Origin of the sequence: Micromonospora musae, from assembly GCF_003626635.1 — a bacterium.
GTDB lineage: Bacteria > Actinomycetota > Actinomycetes > Mycobacteriales > Micromonosporaceae > Micromonospora > Micromonospora musae.
In genome coordinates, this window is record NZ_RAZT01000001.1 from 265,423 (window position 1) to 284,560 (window position 19,138).

The 19,138-nt window shown below is 72.1% G+C and carries 18 protein-coding genes; 7 read left to right on the forward strand and 11 right to left on the reverse strand.

Translation table 11 applies throughout. From position 1 onward, the window contains the following. Positions 1-92: 92 nt before the first annotated feature. Positions 93-434, forward strand: coding sequence for a hypothetical protein (locus D7044_RS01270; protein ID WP_120676458.1), 342 nt, complete (start codon positions 93-95; stop codon positions 432-434). Then, positions 431-1,090 carry a nucleotidyl transferase AbiEii/AbiGii toxin family protein gene (locus tag D7044_RS01275; RefSeq protein ID WP_233564826.1) on the forward strand — a complete coding sequence of 220 codons (660 nt, stop codon included), beginning with the start codon at positions 431-433 and terminating at the stop codon, positions 1,088-1,090. Before D7044_RS01270 ends, D7044_RS01275 begins: the two co-directional genes overlap by 4 nt. 168 nt (positions 1,091-1,258) lie before the next feature. On the opposite strand, the gene D7044_RS01280 is transcribed toward D7044_RS01275, so the two are convergent. After that, the gene (locus D7044_RS01280; RefSeq protein WP_120687893.1) at positions 1,259-2,161 is read right to left on the reverse strand and encodes a glucose 1-dehydrogenase; all 903 of its coding nucleotides are present in this window, start codon (positions 2,159-2,161) and stop codon (positions 1,259-1,261) included. Between the two features lie 175 nt (positions 2,162-2,336). Here D7044_RS01280 and D7044_RS01285 point away from each other — a divergent pair, with 175 nt between their 5' ends. Next, positions 2,337-4,127 (forward strand): bifunctional metallophosphatase/5'-nucleotidase, encoded by a 1,791-nt coding sequence (locus D7044_RS01285; protein ID WP_120687681.1) that lies wholly within the window; start codon positions 2,337-2,339, stop codon positions 4,125-4,127. 117 nt (positions 4,128-4,244) lie between these two features. On the opposite strand, the gene D7044_RS01290 is transcribed toward D7044_RS01285, so the two are convergent. Then, the gene (locus D7044_RS01290) at positions 4,245-4,427 is read right to left on the reverse strand and encodes a hypothetical protein (RefSeq protein WP_120676454.1); all 183 of its coding nucleotides are present in this window, start codon (positions 4,425-4,427) and stop codon (positions 4,245-4,247) included. A 300-nt stretch (positions 4,428-4,727) separates the two neighbouring features. Then, positions 4,728-5,876 (reverse strand): geranylgeranyl reductase family protein, encoded by a 1,149-nt coding sequence (locus D7044_RS01295; protein WP_120687682.1) that lies wholly within the window; start codon positions 5,874-5,876, stop codon positions 4,728-4,730. A gap of 328 nt (positions 5,877-6,204) precedes the next feature. On the opposite strand from D7044_RS01295, the gene D7044_RS01300 reads away from it, so the two are divergent. Then, positions 6,205-6,441, forward strand: a complete 237-nt coding sequence (locus D7044_RS01300) for a hypothetical protein (protein WP_120676450.1) — start codon at positions 6,205-6,207, stop codon at positions 6,439-6,441. An 83-nt stretch (positions 6,442-6,524) separates the two neighbouring features. Further along, positions 6,525-7,967, forward strand: a complete 1,443-nt coding sequence (locus D7044_RS01305; protein WP_120687683.1) for an MFS transporter — start codon at positions 6,525-6,527, stop codon at positions 7,965-7,967. Between the two features lie 142 nt (positions 7,968-8,109). Here D7044_RS01305 and D7044_RS33485 read toward each other — a convergent pair whose 3' ends face one another. From D7044_RS33485 to D7044_RS01330, 5 genes are all read right to left on the reverse strand, one after another. Further along, positions 8,110-8,742, reverse strand: coding sequence for a MazG-like family protein (locus D7044_RS33485; RefSeq protein ID WP_233564827.1), 633 nt, complete (start codon positions 8,740-8,742; stop codon positions 8,110-8,112). A 128-nt stretch (positions 8,743-8,870) separates the two neighbouring features. Further along, positions 8,871-9,455 (reverse strand): hypothetical protein, encoded by a 585-nt coding sequence (locus D7044_RS01315; protein WP_120676446.1) that lies wholly within the window; start codon positions 9,453-9,455, stop codon positions 8,871-8,873. A 744-nt stretch (positions 9,456-10,199) separates the two neighbouring features. Beyond that, positions 10,200-10,904, reverse strand: coding sequence for a hypothetical protein (locus D7044_RS01320; protein ID WP_120676444.1), 705 nt, complete (start codon positions 10,902-10,904; stop codon positions 10,200-10,202). 587 nt (positions 10,905-11,491) lie between these two features. Then, positions 11,492-12,121, reverse strand: coding sequence for an MBL fold metallo-hydrolase (locus D7044_RS01325; protein WP_120676442.1), 630 nt, complete (start codon positions 12,119-12,121; stop codon positions 11,492-11,494). Next, positions 12,118-13,206: an S-(hydroxymethyl)mycothiol dehydrogenase gene (locus D7044_RS01330; RefSeq protein ID WP_120676440.1), complete on the reverse strand. Its 1,089-nt coding sequence runs from the start codon at positions 13,204-13,206 to the stop codon at positions 12,118-12,120. The genes D7044_RS01325 and D7044_RS01330 overlap by 4 nt, the downstream gene beginning before the upstream one ends. Before the next feature lie 338 nt (positions 13,207-13,544). Between D7044_RS01330 and D7044_RS01335 the strand changes: the two genes are divergently transcribed. Further along, a complete protein-coding gene (locus D7044_RS01335) occupies positions 13,545-13,967 on the forward strand; it encodes a hypothetical protein (protein WP_120676790.1) in 423 nt (140 codons plus the stop codon). Between the two features lie 45 nt (positions 13,968-14,012). Here the strand turns inward: D7044_RS01335 and D7044_RS01340 are convergent, their stop codons facing one another. The 3 genes from D7044_RS01340 to D7044_RS01345 form a co-directional block, all read right to left on the reverse strand. Continuing rightward, complete coding sequence (locus tag D7044_RS01340; RefSeq protein ID WP_120676438.1) at positions 14,013-15,323, reverse strand: MFS transporter; 1,311 nt, start codon at positions 15,321-15,323, stop codon at positions 14,013-14,015. Next, positions 15,320-15,475, reverse strand: a complete 156-nt coding sequence (locus D7044_RS32215) for a hypothetical protein (RefSeq protein ID WP_158609345.1) — start codon at positions 15,473-15,475, stop codon at positions 15,320-15,322. Before D7044_RS32215 ends, D7044_RS01340 begins: the two co-directional genes overlap by 4 nt. A gap of 198 nt (positions 15,476-15,673) precedes the next feature. Beyond that, entirely contained in the window at positions 15,674-17,515 is a 1,842-nt protein-coding gene (locus D7044_RS01345; RefSeq protein ID WP_233564828.1) for a Xaa-Pro dipeptidyl-peptidase, read from the reverse strand. A gap of 393 nt (positions 17,516-17,908) precedes the next feature. Here D7044_RS01345 and D7044_RS01350 point away from each other — a divergent pair, with 393 nt between their 5' ends. Beyond that, positions 17,909-19,114, forward strand: coding sequence for a low temperature requirement protein A (locus D7044_RS01350; RefSeq protein ID WP_120676434.1), 1,206 nt, complete (start codon positions 17,909-17,911; stop codon positions 19,112-19,114). Positions 19,115-19,138: the final 24 nt, after the last annotated feature.

Consider the following 19,138-nt stretch of genomic DNA (forward strand, 5'->3'; position numbering starts at 1 on the left):
ACCGGGTACGAACCGCCCGAGAAGGTCCTCTCCACCACCGAACTCCGTGGTGGAGAGGTGGCCCCCGACGCCGGTCGGGTTACCCTGACAGCATGCAGGGCGCCTCCCCCACCGCGACCGGCGTGGTCCACCTGACCCGCCCGGGCCGCCCTGCCGTGGTCACCCGCACCCTCACCGAGTTGACCGGCCCCACCCGTGGCCTCGTCGAACTGCCGGTACGGCTGATGTGGAACGCCGAACGCACCTTCGACCTCGGCGACCCCGACCAGCTGCTCTGGCTCTACGAGAACGTGCTGCGCGAGACGACCCGAGCCGAAGACCTCCGCCGGCTCGTCAACGGCCGCACGCTGCGCCGGGTGTGGCGCCTGCTCAACCTCCCCCGCGCCGTACGCCAGGCCTGGGAGAGCCGCCACCAGACGCTGCGCACGGCGTGACCACCGCGCACCTGCACGACTTCTACCGCGAGGTGGCCCGGGTGGCGCTCACCGCGGCGGGCCCGCACCGGTTCGTCCTCGGTGGCGGGGTGGCCTGGGCCGCCCACGGGCTCGTCACCCGCCCCACCGAGGACGTGGATCTGTTCGCCGACGTCGAGGGCGCCGCCGCGGCCGCCGCCGCCGGTGTGCGTACCGCCCTCGAGGAGGCCGGCTTCGCCGTCGACGACGCCGACCCGGACAGCGACCTCGCCGACCTCTTCGACGGCTACGACCGGGACCTGAAGGACTTCGTGGTGAGCCGCGACGGCCGGCAGATCCGGCTGAGCCTGGCCCGGCTCGACCGCCACCGCAGCCCGGTGGTCATGGACCTCGGCCCGGTGATGGACGTCCACGACCTGATGGCCAACAAGATCGCGGCGTTGGTCAACCGGCGGGAGGTCCGCGACTACATCGACGTCTCCGCCGCCCTCGAGCACTACGGCGTGACCGAGCTGCTCGAACTCGCCCGGCAGGTCGACCCGGCGCTGGACCCGGAGGACGTCCGCGCCGCCGGCCGCTACCTGGACCGCATCCCCGAACAGCGCTTCGCCCGCTACGGACTGGACGCCACCGCGGTCGCCCGGGTCCGCGACCGGCTCCGCGCCTGGCCCCGCTGAGAGACTGTCGGGAAACCCCGGGGCGAGCGAGGCGGAGTCCAGGCGCCGATCCGGCAAGGCGGAGATTCGTCCGGATACCGGTGTTGTATCCGGACGAATCTCCAACGCCGCCCGTCGTCGGCTGGGCCCGCCGCAGCCGCCGCAGGGTTTCCCGACAGTCTCTGAACCTCAGGTGATCGGGCGACCACCGGTGACGCCGAGGACCTCCCCGGTGACGAAGCTCGACTCCTGGGAGGCGAGGAAGACGTACGCGGGGGCCAGCTCCGCGGGCTGCCCCGGTCGCCCGAGCGGCGAGTTCTGGCCGAACGACTCCACCGCCTCCTGCGGCATGGTGGCCGGGATCAGCGGCGTCCAGACCGCGCCCGGCGCGACCGCGTTCACCCGGATCCCCCGGTCGGCCAGATCCGCGGCGAGCGCCTTGGTGAAGTTCGCGATCCCCGCCTTGGTCGTCGCGTAGTCCAGCAGCTGCGGCGACGGCTCGGCGGCCTGGATCGACGACGTGTTGATGATCGCCGACCCCTCCGGCAGGTGCGGAACCGCCGCCTTGCAGAGCCAGAACATCGCGTAGAGGTTCGTCTTCATCACCCGGTCGAACTGCTCGGTGCTGATCCCGAGGATGCCCTTGTCCTGGGACATCTGGTAACCCGCCACGTTCACCAGCAGGTCCAGGCCGCCGAGCTCGGCCACCGCCCGATCCACCAGTTCCCGGCAGTGCCGCTCCTCGGTGAGGTCGCCCCGGACGGCCAGCCCCCGGCGTCCCGTCTCCTCGATCAGGGCGACCGTGTCCCGCGCGTCCGCGTCCTCCTCCGTACCGAGGTACCCGATCAGCACGTCGGCGCCCTCGCGGGCGAACGCGATCGCAACCGCCCGGCCGATGCCCGAGTCGCCGCCGGTGATGAGGGCCCGCTTGCCGGCGAGCCGGTCGCTGCCCCGGTACGACTGCTCGCCGTGGTCCGGGCGGGGAACCATCCCGGCGGTGGAGCCCGGTGGCGACTGCTGCTGCTTCGGCTGCCCCGACCGCTGCCCGTACCGGCTGGTCGGGTCCTGCCGGGTGTACTGGTCGTCACTCACCGTCGTCTCCTCGCGTACCTGATCGGAACCGGTCCCCGGCACCCCTACCCCCGGCGTCGGGGCGGAAACGGTCCCGGGCCGCGACGCCCGGGGCGGTTGTGACAGGAGTGACCAGCTCTGGTTATGGTGCGCTCGGCGCCGATCATGCGCGCCCCCTCCGATGGAAAGGCATGTCATGACCTCTCCCTCCGGCCCCTCGCGCCGGCAGGTGCTCGCGGTCGCGGCCGCGGCGGCCGCCGCCCCGCTGATCGCGGCCACGCCCGCCCGGGCCACCGGCGCGCACCACCCGCGCACCTGGGACCTCACTCTCCTGGGCACGTCGGACACCCACGGCAACGTCTACAACTGGGACTACTACCGCGACGCCGAGTACGACGACAGCAAGCAGAACGACATCGGCGTCGCGAAGCTCGCCACCCTGATCAACCAGATCCGGGCCGAGCGGCGCGGCAAGGCCACCCTCGTGCTCGACGCCGGCGACACCATCCAGGGCACTCCCCTCGCCACCTTCTACGCCAAGCAGGAGCCGATCACCAGCACCGGCGAGAAGCACCCGATGGCGCGGGCGATGAACATCATCGACTACGACGCCGTGACGCTCGGCAACCACGAGTTCAACTACGGCCTGCCGTTGCTGGACCTGTGGATCCGCCAGCTCGGCTTCCCGGCGCTGGCCGCCAACGCCGTCAACGCGCGGACCGGCAAGCCGGCCTTCACGCCGTACGTCATCAAGAAGGTCTCCCTGGGCTTCGCGGCGCCGACGCTGCGGGTCGGCATCCTCGGCCTGACCAACCCCGGCGTGGCGATCTGGGACCGGGGCAACGTCGAGGGGAAGCTGCGCTTCGACGACATGATCGCCACGGCGGCGAAGTACGTGCCGATCATGCGCCAGCGCGGCGCCGACATCATCCTGATCTCGGCGCACGGCGGTGACAGCGGCACCTCCAGCTACGGGCCGGAGCTGCCGAACGAGAACCCGGTCGCCCTCATCGCCGAGCAGGTGCCCGGCATCGACGCGATCCTCTTCGGACACGCACACAACGAGGTCGTCCAGCGCTTCGTGACCAACAAGCAGACCGGCCGGCAGGTCCTGCTCTCCGAGCCCTCCAAGTGGGGCCAGCGCCTCACCCGGATGGACTTCACCCTGGCCCGCGAGCACGGCCGCTGGGCGATCACCCGCTCCTCCGCCACGATGCTGAACACCAACACGGTCGTGGAGGACCCGAAGGTCCTCGCCGCCGTGCGGGCGCAGCACAAGAAGACCGTGGCGTACGTCAACCAGGTCGTGGCGCGGGCCACGGTGGAGATGTCCACCGTGGAGTCGCGGTACAAGGACACCCCGATCCTCGACTTCATCAACCACGTCCAGGCCGAGACGGTCACCACGGCGCTGGCCGGCACGCAGTACGCCGACCTGCCGGTGCTCTCCCAGGCCTCGCCGTTCAGCCGCACCGCGGTCTTCCCGGCCGGCGACGTGAAGATCCGCGACGTGGCGGGGCTCTACGTCTTCGACAACACCCTCGAGGCGGTCGTGCTCACCGGCGCGGAGGTGCGCGCGTACCTGGAGTACTCGGCGAAGTACTTCGTCACCCTCGCACCCGGCGCCCCGGTCGACCCCGAGCAGATCAGCGACCCGTCGGTGCCGGACTACAACTACGACGCGCTCTCCGGCGTCGACTACGACATCGACATCGCCAAGCCGGTGGGCCAGCGGATCACCCGACTGGTGCTGGCCGGCACGGACACCCCGGTGGCCGACGACGCCCAGTTCGTCGTGGCGGTGAACAACTACCGGCGCAGCGGCGGCGGGAACTTCCCCGGCATCGTCAAAACCCAGGTCTACAACGAGCAGCAGGAGATCCGCCAGCTGCTCATCGACTGGGCACAGGCGAAGGGGACGATCGACCCGGCCGACTTCTTCCAGCCGAACTGGCGCCTCGTGCGCGAGGGCGTGCCGGTGTTCTGACCGGAACCGTGCCGACGGGCCGCGGGCGATCTTCGCCTGCGGCCCGTCCGCGTCTTCCGCTCCTGAGCCGCGGCGCGACGCCGGATCACGCTCCCCCGGCCAACGGGTCGGGGCGGTTCAGCCGTGGCGCAGGTCCCAGCGCTCGGGGGCGTTCTCCGGCGCGCCTCGTGCCGGGTCGGTCTCGGTCAGCTCGATCCGATCCTCGGGACGGACCGCCGGCGGCAGCTCGCCGAAGCGCGCGTGTCGGAGGAAGGCGCACTCGTCGTCGGTGAACCGCGGCTCCTCGTTGGTGTCGCTCATTCGGCCACCTCCTTGGCTAGGCCCATTCTCGCCCTGCTCCCCGCCGACGGGGTTCGGCCATCCGTCCGGAGTCCGCCGGCCTGCCGCCCCTGTGTGCCGATACCGGCGTCACATCGCGTAGGGCATCCTAGGATCCTGGGTGGTGAGAAAGGACGGTGCACCCAGCAGCACCTCGACCGGCATCGGGCCCGGCTTTCGCCCTCGGCTCACCGGCCGTCCTGGACGTAAGCGTCGGGGCGCACCCGACACGCGGTCAGGACGCCCGCAGGCGGCGCCGGAGGGGTCGCACCCGGCGGGCCGTCAGGAAGTCGGCACGCGGCGGCGGGAGGCCGGGATCCGGTCCAGCACGGCCAGCAACGCCCGCACCTCGCGCCGGGCCAGCGTCTCGTCGAAGCTCGCCCGGCCCTGGCAGAACCGCACGAACATCCGCCAGCCCGGAGGTGTCGCCACCAGCCCGTGGAAGAGCTCCGGCCGGCGCGAGAAGAGGTCGAGCAGCCGGTAACCGGCGCGCATCGACGGCACCAACCGCTCCCCGACCGCCCGCTCGTAGCCGGCCAGATCCCCCTCGGCGACCGCCGCGCCGGCGAACTCGCCCGAGCGCAGCGCGTAGCTGATCCCCTCCCGGCTCCACGGTTCGAGCAGACCGGCGGCGTCCCCGACGACCAGCACCCGGCCCTGGCGCAGCGGAGAATCGTCCGCCCGGCAGCGGGTCAGGTGCCCGGAGTCGTGCGCCGCCGGGGCGTCGGCCAGACCGAGCCGGTCGACGAAACGACGCAGGTACTCCCGGGTCCGCTCCCCCTCGCCCCGGGCCGCGATCACCCCGACCGTGAGCCGGTCGTCCTTCGGGAAGACCCAGGCGTACGACCCGGGCAGCGGGCCCCAGTCGAGCAGGACCTGCCCGCGCCAGCGCTCCTGCTGCTCCGGCGGCACCTCCAGCTCCACCTCCAGCCCCAGGTCCACCTGCCGGTACCGGACCCCGACGTGCCGGGCGGTCACCCCGGAGGAGCCGTCCGCCCCGATCACCGTCCGGGCCCGCACGGTCGTACCGTCGGCCAGCCGCAGGCTCACACCGTCCGGGTCCTGTTCGACGGCGCGGACCGGTGCGCGTTCGCGGACCTCCGCCCCGGCGGCCACGGCGGCCGCGCGCAGCCGGTCGTCGAACTCCTCACGGCGCACCATCGTCACCAGGGGCGCCCGGTGCCGGCGGGTGAAGCCGCGCCGCCCGTCCCAGGTGAACGTCACCCGGTCCACCCGGTCGTGCGCGGGCACCTCGATCCGGTCCCGCACGGCCGCCAACGACGTGCCGATGAGGCCACCACCACAGGTCTTGTAACGCGGGTGCGCCGCCCGCTCGAGAACCAGGGTCCGTACGCCCGCGCGGGCGGCGGCGTACGCGGCGGAGAGCCCCGCGGGGCCGGCGCCGACCACGGCGAGATCCCAGACGATCACGGGAGCAGCCTAGGGCACGCGTCGGCGATCCGGCCCGGAGGCCGCGCCGGGTCGGGCCGCGCCAAGCCCGGTCGGTCCGGGCCGGGCCGGGCCGGGTCGCGTCCAGGCCGGGCCGCGCGGGTCCCGCCGAGCCATCTTCGCCATGGGGCGGCTCGTCGGGTCGGGCCGCGCGGATCGGGCTGCGCGGGTCGCGTCGGGGCCACGCCGCGCCGGGCTGGGCCGAACGGGGGTCAACCCCCGATCGGGTGGGCATCTTCACGCGGCCAGGGGGTAACCGGCGCAGCGCAACCGCCTGCACGGAGGCGGACGCGAGCACGAGGAGGAAGCGATGCAGCGGGTGCAACTGTCGGACGTCGAGCAGCGGGTGTACCAGGCGGTCACCGCGCTGGAGGCCCGTGGCCAGGTACCGTACCCCGATCTGATCGGCGAGGAAGCCGGGCTGAGCGCTGAGGAGCTGAACGCTCCGCTGCACCTGCTCACCGAGAAGGGGCTGCTGCACCGGGAGGACTCGCCGATGGCCGGGCTGGACTTCGGCCCAAGGTTCTGCGCGCGCCAAATGGCGTGAGGAAGCGCGTCGCGCGACGATTTGTCCTGCGGTGGCCGGGGTAGCGGTCAGGAGTGCATGATCGACGGTCAACGGAGGGCACGATGAGCGCGGCGGGTAACAAGCCGGCCGACCTCGACCCGGCGGAGAACCGGCGACGCTGGCGGGCTCTCGGAGTCGGCCTCGTCGCCGCCTTCATGACGCTGCTCGACGTCAGCATCGTCAACGTGGCCGTACCCTCGCTGGACCGGGCGCTGCACGCCTCCCCCAGCGATCTGCAGTGGGTGCTCTCCGGGTACGCGCTCACCTTCGGGCTCGCGCTCGTGCCGGCCGGCCGCTTCGGCGACGCCCGGGGTCGACGCAACGCGTTCGTCTTCGGCATCGCGTTGTTCACCATCACCAGCGCGCTCGCCGGGCTCGCCCCCTCCCCTACCTGGCTGGTCATCGCCCGACTCCTCCAGGGCGCCGCCGCCGGCATCGTCAACCCGCAGGTCACCGGCGTCATCCAGGAGATGTTCCACGGGCCCGAACGGGCCCGCCCGTTCGGGTTGCTCGGCGCGACCATCGGGATCTCCACCGCCGTCGGGCCGCTGCTCGGCGGTCTGCTCATCGCGCTCGGCGGCGAAAGTCACGGCTGGCGGTACGTCTTCTTCGTGAACGTGCCGGTCGGCATCGTCGCCGTGATCCTGGGCTGGCGGCTGCTGCCCAGCCGGCCGAAGGAGCACGTGGACCGGCACCGGCTCGATCCGGTCGGGGTGATCCTGCTCGGCGTCGGAGTGCTGCTGGTGCTCCTGCCGCTGGTGCAGGAGCAGCAGTGGCGGACGCCGTGGAAGTGGGTGCTGATCCCCGCCGGCCTGCTGATCCTGCTCGTCTTCGCGCTCTGGGAGCACCGCTACGCCCGGACCCGGCAACCGCTCTTCGATCTGCGGCTGTTCCGGTTCCGGTCGTACACCCTCGGCTCGCTGATCGCCCTGATCTACTTCGGTGGGTTCACCGCGATCTTCTTCATCTTCACGCTCTTCCTGCAGAACGGGCGCGGGTACAGCGCCCTCATCTCGGGCCTGGCCGTCACCCCGTTCGCGCTCGGCTCGGCGGCGGCCTCGGCCGCCGGCGGCCGGTTCGTCAACCGGGTGGGCCGGCCGTTGGTCGCCGTCGGGCTGCTCGGCGTCGTGCTCGGCCTCGCCGGGACGTGGCTGGCGCTGCGCCTCTTCCCGGACCTGCCGGCGCCCTGGGTGACCGCGCCGCCGCTACTGCTCGCCGGGATCGGCAGCGGTCTGGTGATCGCTCCCAACCAGACGCTCACCCTCGCCCAGGTGCCCGTGCCCCAGGCCGGCAGTGGAGCGGGCATGCTCCAGACCGGGCAGCGGATCGGGTCGGCCGCCGGTATCGCGGCGGTCGGCTCGGCGTTCTTCGCCTCGCTGGCCAGCAACCACGGCGACTTCACCACCGCGTTCGAACACTCGCTCCTGGTCGCCACCGTGATCATCGCGCTCGGGCTGATCGCCGCGCTGATCGACGTCCTGCTCAACCGGCGTCACCGACATTGACCCGTTCGGGTTCTGCCCGGGCCGGAGCCGTCGAGAAGCCTGCTCTCCGGCTCGGTTCGCGACCGACTGCTCGGCAGTCTGGCCGCCGCGGCTGGCGGGGTGCCCGCGGCGCCGTGGGTCTCGAGCCGTGGCCGGCGAGGGGTCAGGACGGCAGCCGGTCGGCGGGGGCGATCCGGGCGTGCACCTTGTCGGCGCAGCCGTCGAGCACCGTACGCGCATCCAGGCCGAGGCTCTCGATGGCGACCAGCGCGGTGAAGGCGACGTCGGCGAGTTCCGCGGCGACGTCGTCGCGGGTGTGGGTCACGCCCTTGCGTGGGTTCTGCCCGAGCAGCCCGATCCACGCGCCCGCCACCTCACCGGCCTCCTCGGTGAGCTTGAGGACGCGGCAGGTGAGTTCGGCGTCCCCGGTGCCGTTCGCAGCGTCCAGCCAGAGGCGGAAGGCCCGCGCCGTGGCCCAGACCCGGCCGTCACCCGCCGCGGCGGCGTCGACCGGGGCGGCGTCTGTCAGGGCGGCGTCGACCGGGGCGGTATCGGCCGGGGCGGCCTTGATCGGGGCGGCGTCGGCCAGGGCGGCATCGGCCGGGGCGGCGTCGGCCGGGGCGGCGTCGGCCAGGGCGGCGTCGGCCAGGGCGGCCTTGATCGGGGCGGCATCGGCCGGGGCGGCGTCGGTCGGAGGAAGGCCGCTCTCCAGCGAGGAGTCGCCGCTCTCCGGCGAGGAGCCGGTCGCGGAAGAGCCGTCGGCCGCGAAGGCGTGCGGGGCGGGGTGTGCGGTCACGCGCCCAGTGAACCGGACGGCCTTCGGAGGCCGGTCCCCGGGGCGGTCGCGGGGACGCCGCTGGCCGGCACCCGTGGGTGGGTACCGGCCAGCGGTCAGATCCTGCTCTGCGGTTGTGTGGTGGGGCGTCAGCTGTTCCAGTACTGGCCCACCAGATCGGCGGCCTGCTGCTCCCACTGCGCGTACGCATCCGGGAACGCCGACACCTGCACCGTCTGCGCGGCCTCGGTCAACGGCATGTCCTGCCACCCGTCAACCTGCTTCAAACCCTTCAAGAACGCCATCGTCGAGTACTCCGGATCCGTGATCTGCTCCGGCGTACCCCAACCCGAACTCGGACGCTGCTGGAACAGACCCAACGAGTCATGATCATTGGCGTCACCCAGATGACCCAGGTTCTCCAACTTCGACTCCTGCAGGCTCGTCGCGATCGAGATGACCGCGGCCCGCTCGTCCATGTTCGACTTCTTCGTCGCAGCGATGATCGCCTTCACGTTCGCGACCTGCTCATCATCCAGGTCGATGCGCGACTGCACACCCTGCGTACCGTGCGGAATCAGCTTCGCCGAATCCACACCCGAGGACTGGACCACCGCAACCGGCCGCGCATCCACCGAATGAGCGTGGTGCGCCGCGATCGGACCACCGACCACACCACCAGCGAACGCCAGACCAGCAAGACCAAGCACACCCTTACGCATCAACATGTTCATGACCAAAGCTCCTTCGGGGGTGTGACCCACGCGCGCACAAGGGGGGGACGGCACGCACAGGCCAGCGCCACAACCGGCGCTTCGCCAGACAAGGGGAAAAAGTCTCTGACCCGACCACAACACTCGGGGGTCGTGGAACCGGGAGGGGAACCGGCGACCAGGACAAAGGTCGGGGGACCTCACCGCGCCGGAACCGCATTCAACGACCGGCGGCCCGCCATCATTCCCGGGAGCCGTGCCGCACCGGCCCGCTCAGATGAGCTGCCAGCCTGCTACCTCGGCCGTCGCGGATACTCAACGCCCCCGACCCCGCCACGATTCCGCCCCCAGGGTGCCACCGGTCACACCCCATACCCACCCAAACCACCCACCAGCCCACAACCACACCCCGACCCGGCCTCCCATAAATCGGACAACCGGCCCGATTCACCCCACCCAGAGCGGTGATCCACACGAGCTCCATGAAGTCGCGGCATCCACCAGCCGGGACACCCCGCCATCAAGGAAACCGAGTCGATCAACCGCGAACGCACACGACGGAGGCGCGACGTCGCCCCGGAGACTCCCCGGCCACCGGCGAGACCCGCCCAAGGTCCACTCAAGGTCCATGAAGTCGCCGCATCCACGCACGCCGGACAGCCCGCCATCACGGAAGCCGAGTCGACCAACCTCCGAAGAGGGGCCGGCCCGGATAGACGAGACCGGCCGGCCCCTAAAGGGACCGGCCGGTCTGCGATTTCACACTCAGCCGTACTGCTGGACGATGTCCGCCGCCTGGTCCTCCCACTGCGCGTACGCGAACGGGTAGGCCGAGACCTGGACGGTCTGCGCGGCCTGGGTCAGCGGCAGGTTCTGCCACCCGTCCACGTTCTTCAGCGCGGTGAAGAACGCCGTCGCCGCGTAGTCCGGGTCGGTGATCTGGTCGGGGGTGCCCCAACCGGACGACGGGCGCTGCTGGAACAGGCCCTGCGAGTCGTGGTCGTTGTACGCGCCGAGGTGGCCGAGGTTGTACAGCTTCGACTCCTGCAGCGATGTCGCGACGCCGATCACCGCACCACGCTCACCGACACCGCTCTTCTTGGCGGCCTTGATGATCGCCTTGGCGTTGTCGAGCTGCGCGTCGTCCAGGGGGATACGCGACTGAGCGCCCTGGACGCCGTACGGCACCAGCTCGTCGCGGCTCGGGTGCCCGGCGGGCAGCCTGCCGTCGCGGGAGCCGGTGGTCAGGCCGGACTCGGTGCCGCCGTGCCCATCCGTGCCGTTCGTGCCGGTGGCGTAGTCGATGGCGGCGATGGCAGCCTCGTGGGGCCCGATGGTGACGGGGGCGGCGACCGCGGTCGGCCCGACCGCGAGGCCGCCGAGGACGGCGATGCCTGCCACGCTCAGCGCGGCCTTCTGATGAGAGTCCTTCGCGATGGCCGGGAGCCATCGAGTGAAGTCGAACTTCACGATGGTTGCCCTTTCGATCATGCGAAGCGCTCCGGGGTGAGCACTCCTTGGGGGATGTCCGCACCGGAAGTGGTTTCGGCTCGGGCGGTACGGGGGACACAACCAGGTTGGCGTGTCGGTCATTCCGGATACGCCCCTGCCGAGGGTGGCTGCGGAACTCGTCACCCCGCGGAATACCGACAGCCCGCTCGGTCGACGGACGGACGGCGCGCGGGGGCGAGATCGATCCAGCGACCGCGATCACCACGGCCGCGGTGATCGGGACGCCTCGCGGTGTGCTCGGGCAGGGCGGCGCTGGACCGCTCACAGGCGACGTTCGCGGGGATACGCGCCACGCGGGCGCCGACCGCGCGGCCGGGCCCCGGGTGCACGAGGTCGGCCCGCGGACGCAAGGTCAACCCGGAGAGGCGAGATCGGCCCGCGGACGCAAGCCGCGCCGGGGACGCAAGGTCACCCCGGGTGCACGAGGTCGGCCCGGGGACGCGGGTTCGGTCACCGCCCCGGAGCTACGGCGCCCGCTCGACCTGATCGTCAGCGGCCGCCCGGCGCGACAGGGTCCGCGCGGTGCCTCTCGGCGGGGCCGGCGGTCAGTGGCCCCGGGCGATCCACTCGTCGAGGTGCGGCGCCTCGGCGCCGACAGTCGTGTCGGCGCCATGTCCGGTGTGCACCACCGTCTCCGGCGGCAGGGTGAGCAGCCGAGTCCGGATCGACTCGATGATGAGGTCGAAGTCGCTGTAGGAGCGGCCGGTGGCACCCGGCCCACCGGCGAAGAGCGTGTCGCCGGTGAAGACCGCACCCAGTTCGGGTGCGTGGAAACTGCACGCGCCCGGACTGTGCCCCGGAGTGTGCAGCACCGTCAGCGCGGCACCACCCACCTCGATGCGCTCTCCGTGCCGCAGTTCGCCACCGGGCGGCAGATCCGGGTGGGTCAGGTCCCAGAGGACCCGGTCGTCGGGGTGCAGCAACACCGGCGCGCCGGTGGCCCGGGCCAGTGCCGGAGCGACCCGGACGTGGTCGTCGTGGGCGTGGGTGGCGAGGATCGCCCGAACCCGACGCTCCCCCACCAGCCGCAGGATCGCCTCCACGTCGTGCGGCGCGTCCAGCACGACGCACTCGGTGTCGTCCCCGAGCACCCACACGTTGTTGTCCACGTCGAACGTCTGCCCGTCCAAGGTGAACGTGCCGGTGGTGACCGTGTGATCGAGCCGGGCCGTCACGGCAGGACCACCACCGAGCGCAGCACGTCACCGTGGTGCATCCGCTCGAACGCCTGCTCCACCTGGTCTAGGGCGATCTCCTCGGTGACGAACGCGTCGAGGTCGAGGCGCCCCTGCAGGTAGAGCTCGGTCAGCATGGGGAAGTCGCGGCTGGGCAGGCAGTCGCCGTACCAGCTGGACTTGAGCGCGCCGCCCCGGCCGAAGACGTCGAGCAGCGGCACCTCGAGGGTCATCTCCGGGGTCGGTACGCCGACCAGCACCACCGTGCCGGCGAGGTCGCGACCGTAGAACGCCTGCTTCCAGGTCTCCGGGCGGCCCACCGCGTCGATCACCACGTCGGCGCCGAAGCCGCCGGTGGCAGCGCGGATCGCCTCGACCGGGTCCTGCGCGCTGGCGTCGACGGTGTGCGTGGCGCCGAACTTGCGTGCCCAGTCGAGCTTGCGGGCGTCGGTGTCGATGGCGATGATCGTCGTCGCGCCGGCCAGCGCCGCGCCGGCGACCGCAGCGTCGCCGACGCCGCCGCAGCCGATCACCGCCACCGCGTCGCCCCGGGTGACCCCGCCGGTGTTCATGGCCGCGCCGAGGCCGGCCATGACCCCACAGCCGAGCAGTCCCACGGCGGCCGGACGCGCTGCCGGGTCGACCTTGGTGCACTGTCCGGCGTGCACCAACGTCTTCTCCGCGAACGCGCCGATGCCCAGGGCCGGGCTGAGCACGGTGCCATCGGTGAGGGTCATCTTCTGCGACGCGTTGTGGGTGGCGAAGCAGTACCAGGGGCGGCCGCGGCGGCAGGCGCGGCAGACACCGCAGACCGCGCGCCAGTTCAGGATGACGAAGTCACCGGGCTCGACTCCGGTGACGCCCTCGCCGACCTCCTCGACGATGCCGGCCGCCTCGTGCCCGAGCAGGAACGGGTAGTCGTCGTTGATGCCGCCCTCGCGGTAGTGCAGGTCGGTGTGGCAGACCCCGCAGGACTGGATCCGGACGATCGCCTCACCGGGCCCCGGGTCCGGCACCACGATCGTGGTGACCTCGACCGGCGCGCCCTTGCTGCGGGAGATGACTCCCCGGACCTCCTGGCTCACGCTCTTCCTCCTGGTCGCGGCGGTGGTGGGGGCCGCAGAGCGCGACACGGTGGACGGGCCCGGCTCCCGGCCCGGCACGCACCGCGGCCGGTCTGCGGGGGCACCGGCGGTCGATACCCGGTGAACCTATCGCGGTCTTCCCGTTCGGCCTAGGGGTCGTACCCGGGCGTACCGGGCGGCCGTTCAGCCCGGCGGGCGCGGCGGGTGTGCCGGCGGTTCGGGACCCTCGCCGCCGGACGGGGTGGGATCGACCGCGCCGCCGGACGAGGCCGTCAGGTTAGCCCGCCCGATCGCAGGGTAGGCGGTGGCACGATCCGGCCCTCACCGCAGGAGTGATCATGAAGCTGGTTCACTTGCCGCTACGCGCCGCGATCGGCGTGTTCATGCTCAACTCGGGGCTGACGAAGCGGGGCATGGAGGGAGAGGCGGCGCAGGCGACGCATGCCATGGCCGTCGGCGCCATTCCGCAACTGCGGCAGATTCCGCCGAACCGGTTCGCGAAGCTGCTCTCGTACAGCGAGGCGACGCTGGGGACCGCACTGCTCGCCCCGTTCGTCCCGTCGGCGCTGGTCGGGCTCGGGCTCGCCGCCTTCGGCGCCGGGCTCGTGCAGCTCTACCTGAAGACACCCGGGCTACGGCAGCCGGGCAGCATGCGTCCCACCGAGGCCGGCACGCCGATCGCCAAGGATTTCTGGCTGGTCGGTGCGGGCCTGACCCTCGTCCTCGACGACCTCACTCATCGCAAGAGGCTGGGCCGCTGAGGACTCCCGCCGCGGCTCCCGTCGGACCGCGAGGACAGGGACCGGTCACTCCCCCGCCGCGACCGCCACGGCGGGGTCGCGACGCGCGGCCGCTTCGGTGGCGAGTCGACGGCGGGTCGCGTTGCGGTGCCGGAACACCTGTACCGCGCCGAACGACCAGAGCAGGTACTGCAGCGCGAAGGCCCACCGGAACGCCGTGAGGTCGGGGCTGTCGAGCCCGGCCGGGGTGGCGAGGTCGAGCACCACTCCGACGGCGAGCACCAGCACGATCGACGCGACGAAGCCGCCGACGTTGACGATGCCGGTGGCGCTGCCGATGCGGCTGACCGGATTGAACGTGCGCGCGTAGTCGAAGCCGATGATCGAGGCGGGACCGTTGAGCGCCAGCACCAGCACCAGCGCCACCAGCAGCCAGTGCGGCGCCGGCCCGGGCCAGGCGAGCACCACGGCCCAGGCCGTCGCGGTCGCGCCCACGACGGCGAAGACCAGCACCGAGCGACGGTACGGGTGCCGGGCGCACAGCTGCGCGAGCACCGGCCCGACCAGCAGGCCGGCCACCGTCATCAGGGTGAGCAGAGAGGCCGCCGTGGTGGGTGTCAGGCCCTGCCCCTGAACCAGGAACGGGTAGCCCCAGAGCAGCGCGAAGACCGAGCCGGAGAACTGGGTGACGAAGTGCGTCCAGAGTCCGAGCCGGGTGCCGGGCTGGGCCCAGGCGGCGGCGAGCTCCCGGCGGACGTCGGCGAGTCGGGGCGGCGGACCGGCGAGGCTGTCCCGGTGCGGCGTGTCCCGTACGGCGACGAGCACCAGGAACACGACGCTGGTGCCGAGCGCCGCGGCGACGAGGAAGGCCGGGGTCCAGCCGAAGTGGTGCAGCAGCGCCACCAGCGGCACGGCGCCGAGGACGGCGCCGAGCTGCCCGAAGGTGCCGGTGAGCTGCACGATGAGCGGGTTGGTGCGGCCGGGGAACCAGAAGGTCACCAGGCGCAGCACGCTGATGAACGTCATGGCGTCGCCGAGGCCGACGAGGACCCGGGCGGCCACGGCGAGGCGTACGTCGGTGGCGAGGGCGAAGCAGAGCTGCCCGGCGACCATCAGCGCGCCGCCGGTGACCAGCAGCTTGCGTGAGCCGAAGCGGTCGAGGAGGACCCCGACCGGAACCTGCATCGCGGCGTAGACGGCGAGTTGGGCGACGGAGAAGGTCGCCAACGCGGAGGCGTTGATGTCGAAGCGGTGGGCGGCGTCGACCCCGGTGACGCCGAGGGAGCTGCGGTGGAAGACCGCGGCGACGTACGCGGCGAGGGCCACGCCCCAGACCAGTACGGCCGTCCGGCGGCGGGCGGGAACGGCGGCGCTCACCGCGGTGTCCGCGGCACGGCGGCCGGGTCGACGTCGGTGGCCGGGGCGGCCCGTCGGTGTCCGGAAGCCCAACGGGCGCCGTCGGCCGCGGTGCCGGCGCGGCGCTCCCGGGTCCGCTCGGCGAGGTGCGGCTCGGCGGAGGGACACTTCATGTGCCCATCCTCGGCCGGGCTCCGGGCCTGCCCGGGCCCGGTCGGCGGCAACGTGGCGTGCACCACCGGCCGTCCCGGACCGCGGTCGCCCGGTGTGGTGGAAACGATCCGGAGATGCGGGTGGGGCAGCCCGTGACGGACTGCCCCACCCTGGTCGGTACCTCCGGTCGCCGGATCGTCGTCCGGCCGCCGGTCGGCTCAGAAGCCGAGCACGCCCCGCCCGCCGACGACGGGCAGCCGCAGTTCGCTGTCGTTCGGCGCGACCCGCAGCTTCGTGCCGCCATTCGGCAGCAGGGTGTACTCCTGGTCGCTGGAGAAGACGACCACGCCGATGCGGTGACCCGCCGGGAAGATGTAGTCCTTCGGCTCCAGGGTCCACCGGAGGTCGTACAGCTTGCCCTGCTTGAGCGGCTCGGTGCGGGCCGCGCTCTTGCGGTTCTGCGGGTCCATCCAGCCCCGGGTCACCACGGTCGGCGCGGCGGTCGAGCCGGCCGGACCGTAGTCGACCAGGTAGGTGGTGAGGTTCGCGTCCGGCTTGTTGTCGATCGCCATCCGCAGCCGCATCTCCGGTCGGCCGGAGATGCGGACATCCTCATCGAGCGCCGGGGAGAGGTACGCGAGGCGGTTCGGGCTCGCGGTGTCCGGACCGGCCACCAGGGTGTCCGGGTGAATGGTGCGGCCCTCGTCGACGAAGCGCTGCTCGACCTTGCCCTTCGGCTGCCTGCCCGTGGTGAGCGTGCCGGGCGCGGTGGCGTCGGTGGCGGCGAGCTTCACCGCGACCTCGCGGGCGGCCGGGTCGGGCCAGTTGGCGTACGTGGTGTAGACCCGGTCCTCCCGCTGCAACACCGCGGTCGGCTCGTCCATGATCCCGTTGCGGACGTTCCACAGCCAGTAGTCGAACCAGCGGTTCTCGGTCTGCTTGTACGTCCAGGTGCGGCCGTCGGGCAGGGTCACCGACGCGTTGCTGCCGGGGCCGCCGTGCCCGCCCTGGTGCAGCCAGATCTTGCGCGGGACGTCGCGCTTGGCCAGCTGGTCCCACCAGCCGGCGAAGTGCTCGGTCTTCACGTTCCAGTCGTTGAGCCCGTGCACGACGAAGACGCTGGCCTGCACGTTGCGCGCGTCGAGGTAGTCGCGGTCCGACCAGAACTTGGTGTAGTCGCCGGTTACCCGGTCCTGCTCCTCGGTGAGCTTCGCGATCTCGTCGGCGCACTGTCCCTCGGCGCGGGTCTGCCCGGCCGTGAACTGGGCGAGGATGTCGGTGTCCTCGCCCTGGTAGGTGCCGGGCGCGACGACCAGGCCGTTGGCCCGGTAGTAGTCGTACCAGCTGCTGATGGCGGAGACCGGCACGATGGTCTTGAGGCCCTTGACCCCGGTCGTGGCGACCTGGTTGGGCAGGGTGCCGTTGTAGGAGACGCCGGTCATGCCGACCGCGCCGGTGGTCCAACCGGCGGTGACCGGGGCGCCGCTCGCGTCGTACCCCTTGGCCCGTCCGTTCAGCCAGTCGATGACCGCCTTGGTGCCGAGCGTCTCGGCCTGGTCGCCGCTGGTCGGGCAACCGTCGGAGTCGGCGGTGCCGACGCTCTGGCCGAGCACGACGGCGTAGCCACGGGGCACGTAGTAGTCGTCGAGCGAGCCGGGCAGGTTCGCCTTCGCCTCCGCGCGCTGGACGCCCAGGTCGAGCGCACGCAGGCCGGAGCGGTGGGTCTGGCCGTTCTGCGGCAGGTCGTCGACGAGCACGCTCGGGTACGGCACGTCGCCCCAGGTGTCCTTACGGTACGGGCTGTGCTCGAAGATGACCGGGACCTTCATCCCCTGGGTGGCGGTCTCCCGGGGCCGGGAGATGTCGATCGCCACCCGGTCGCGGTGCCCGTCGTGGTCGGTGTCGACCGGGGTCTGCACGTACACCCGCTCCTCGATCGCGTCGGCGAGCGAGAAGACGGGCTGGGTCATGCCGTCACTGACGACGATGCCGGGCGGCGGGGTGGTGGGCCGCGCCGCGGCGCTCGCCGGGGCGGCGCTCAGGAGCAGCGCGCCGGACACGCCGACGCCGAGTAGCAGTAAATGGGGAGATCGACGCACTCGCGTCTCCTTCGGTCGGGCTGACGGCCGGGTTCGGCCAGGGGTGGATGCCGAAGATCCATTCACCCCCATGCTAGGTACGGTCGGCGCTCCCGTCGATGACCATCAATCAGCCGAAATCGGTTCCACCCGGGCAGGCCGGTGCGGTGCGGCAGCCCGTCGAGGTCCACTTCGCACCACCTCCGGTCCGGCCGAGCCGGGCGAGGCATAATCGGGTCCACGCCACGGCCGGTCAGCACGTCACCGCCGAGCCGGCGGAGCGTGTCGTCGCCGGCGCGGCAGGGACGCGAACCTGGCCCGCGCCGACGGGACTGCTCGCTATCGTGTGGACGACGGCCGGCCCGAGGAGCGCGTGTGACCCAGACCCGCTCCGCACGCCCGTGGTACCGGCGGATGACGGGGCGGCGACGGGACGAGCCGCACCGCACCTCGACGCCGCTGGAGCTCTTCTTCGACCTCTGCTTCGTGGTGGCGGTGGCGCAGGCCGCCGACAACCTGCACCACGCCCTGTCGGAGGGGCACATCGGCCTCGCGGCCGGGCACTACTTCATGGTCTTCTTCGCCATCTGGTGGGCGTGGATGAACTTCACCTGGTTCGCCTCCGCGTACGACACCGACGACGACGTCTACCGGATCACGACGTTGGTGGAGATCGCCGGCGCGTTGATCCTGGCGTCGGGGGTGCCGCGGGCGTTCACCGAGGGCGACTTCGCCACCATCACGTTCGGATACGTGGTGATGCGGCTCGCCACGATCGTGCACTGGTCCCGGGCCGCGGCCGGCGACCCGGCGCACCGTCCCGCCGCCCTCCGGTACGCCGGCGGCGTGTTCGTGGTGCAGCTCGGCTGGCTGCTGCGGCTGATGCTGCCCGACAGCTGGCAGATCGCCGCCTTCCTGGTGCTGGTCATCGCCGAACTGCTGGTGCCGGCGTTGGCGGAGCGGCCGGGAATGACCCCCTGGCATCCGCGGCACATCGTCGAGCGGTACGGCCTGTTCACCCTGATCGTGCTCGGCGAGGTGGTGCTGGTGACCTCCGTGGCGATCCAGACCGGGATCGACGCCGGCGAACATCAACTCTGGTCCCTCGCCGCAGCCGGCACGGTGATCGTGTTCGCGCTCTGGTGGCTCTACTTCGACCGGCCGGTGGAGATGCCGGACCAACTGCGCCAGGCACTGTTCTGGGGATACGGCCACTACCTGATCTTCGCCTCGGTCGCCGCGGTCGGCGCCGGCCTGGCGGTGGAGGTGGACCACGAAAGCGACAATCCGCACATCTCCCAGCTGACCGCCGGGTACGCGGTGGCCATGCCGGTGGCGGTCTACGTGATGACCCTCTGGGCACTGCACGTGCGCCGCCGACAGCACCGCTGGCTGACCGCCACCTTCCTGGCGACGGCCGCCCTGGTGCTGCTCACCCCGCTCGGGCCGGCACCGGCGCACTTCGTGGCGGTCCTGCTCTTCTGCCTGGTGGTGGTCACCGTGCTGGTCCGGCGGCTGAGCACGGCGCCGGAGAGCACCGCCCCGGACGCCGCCGCCGGTCCGGCCGGCGTTCACGGGTGAGTCGGTCAGCCGAACGCGACGACC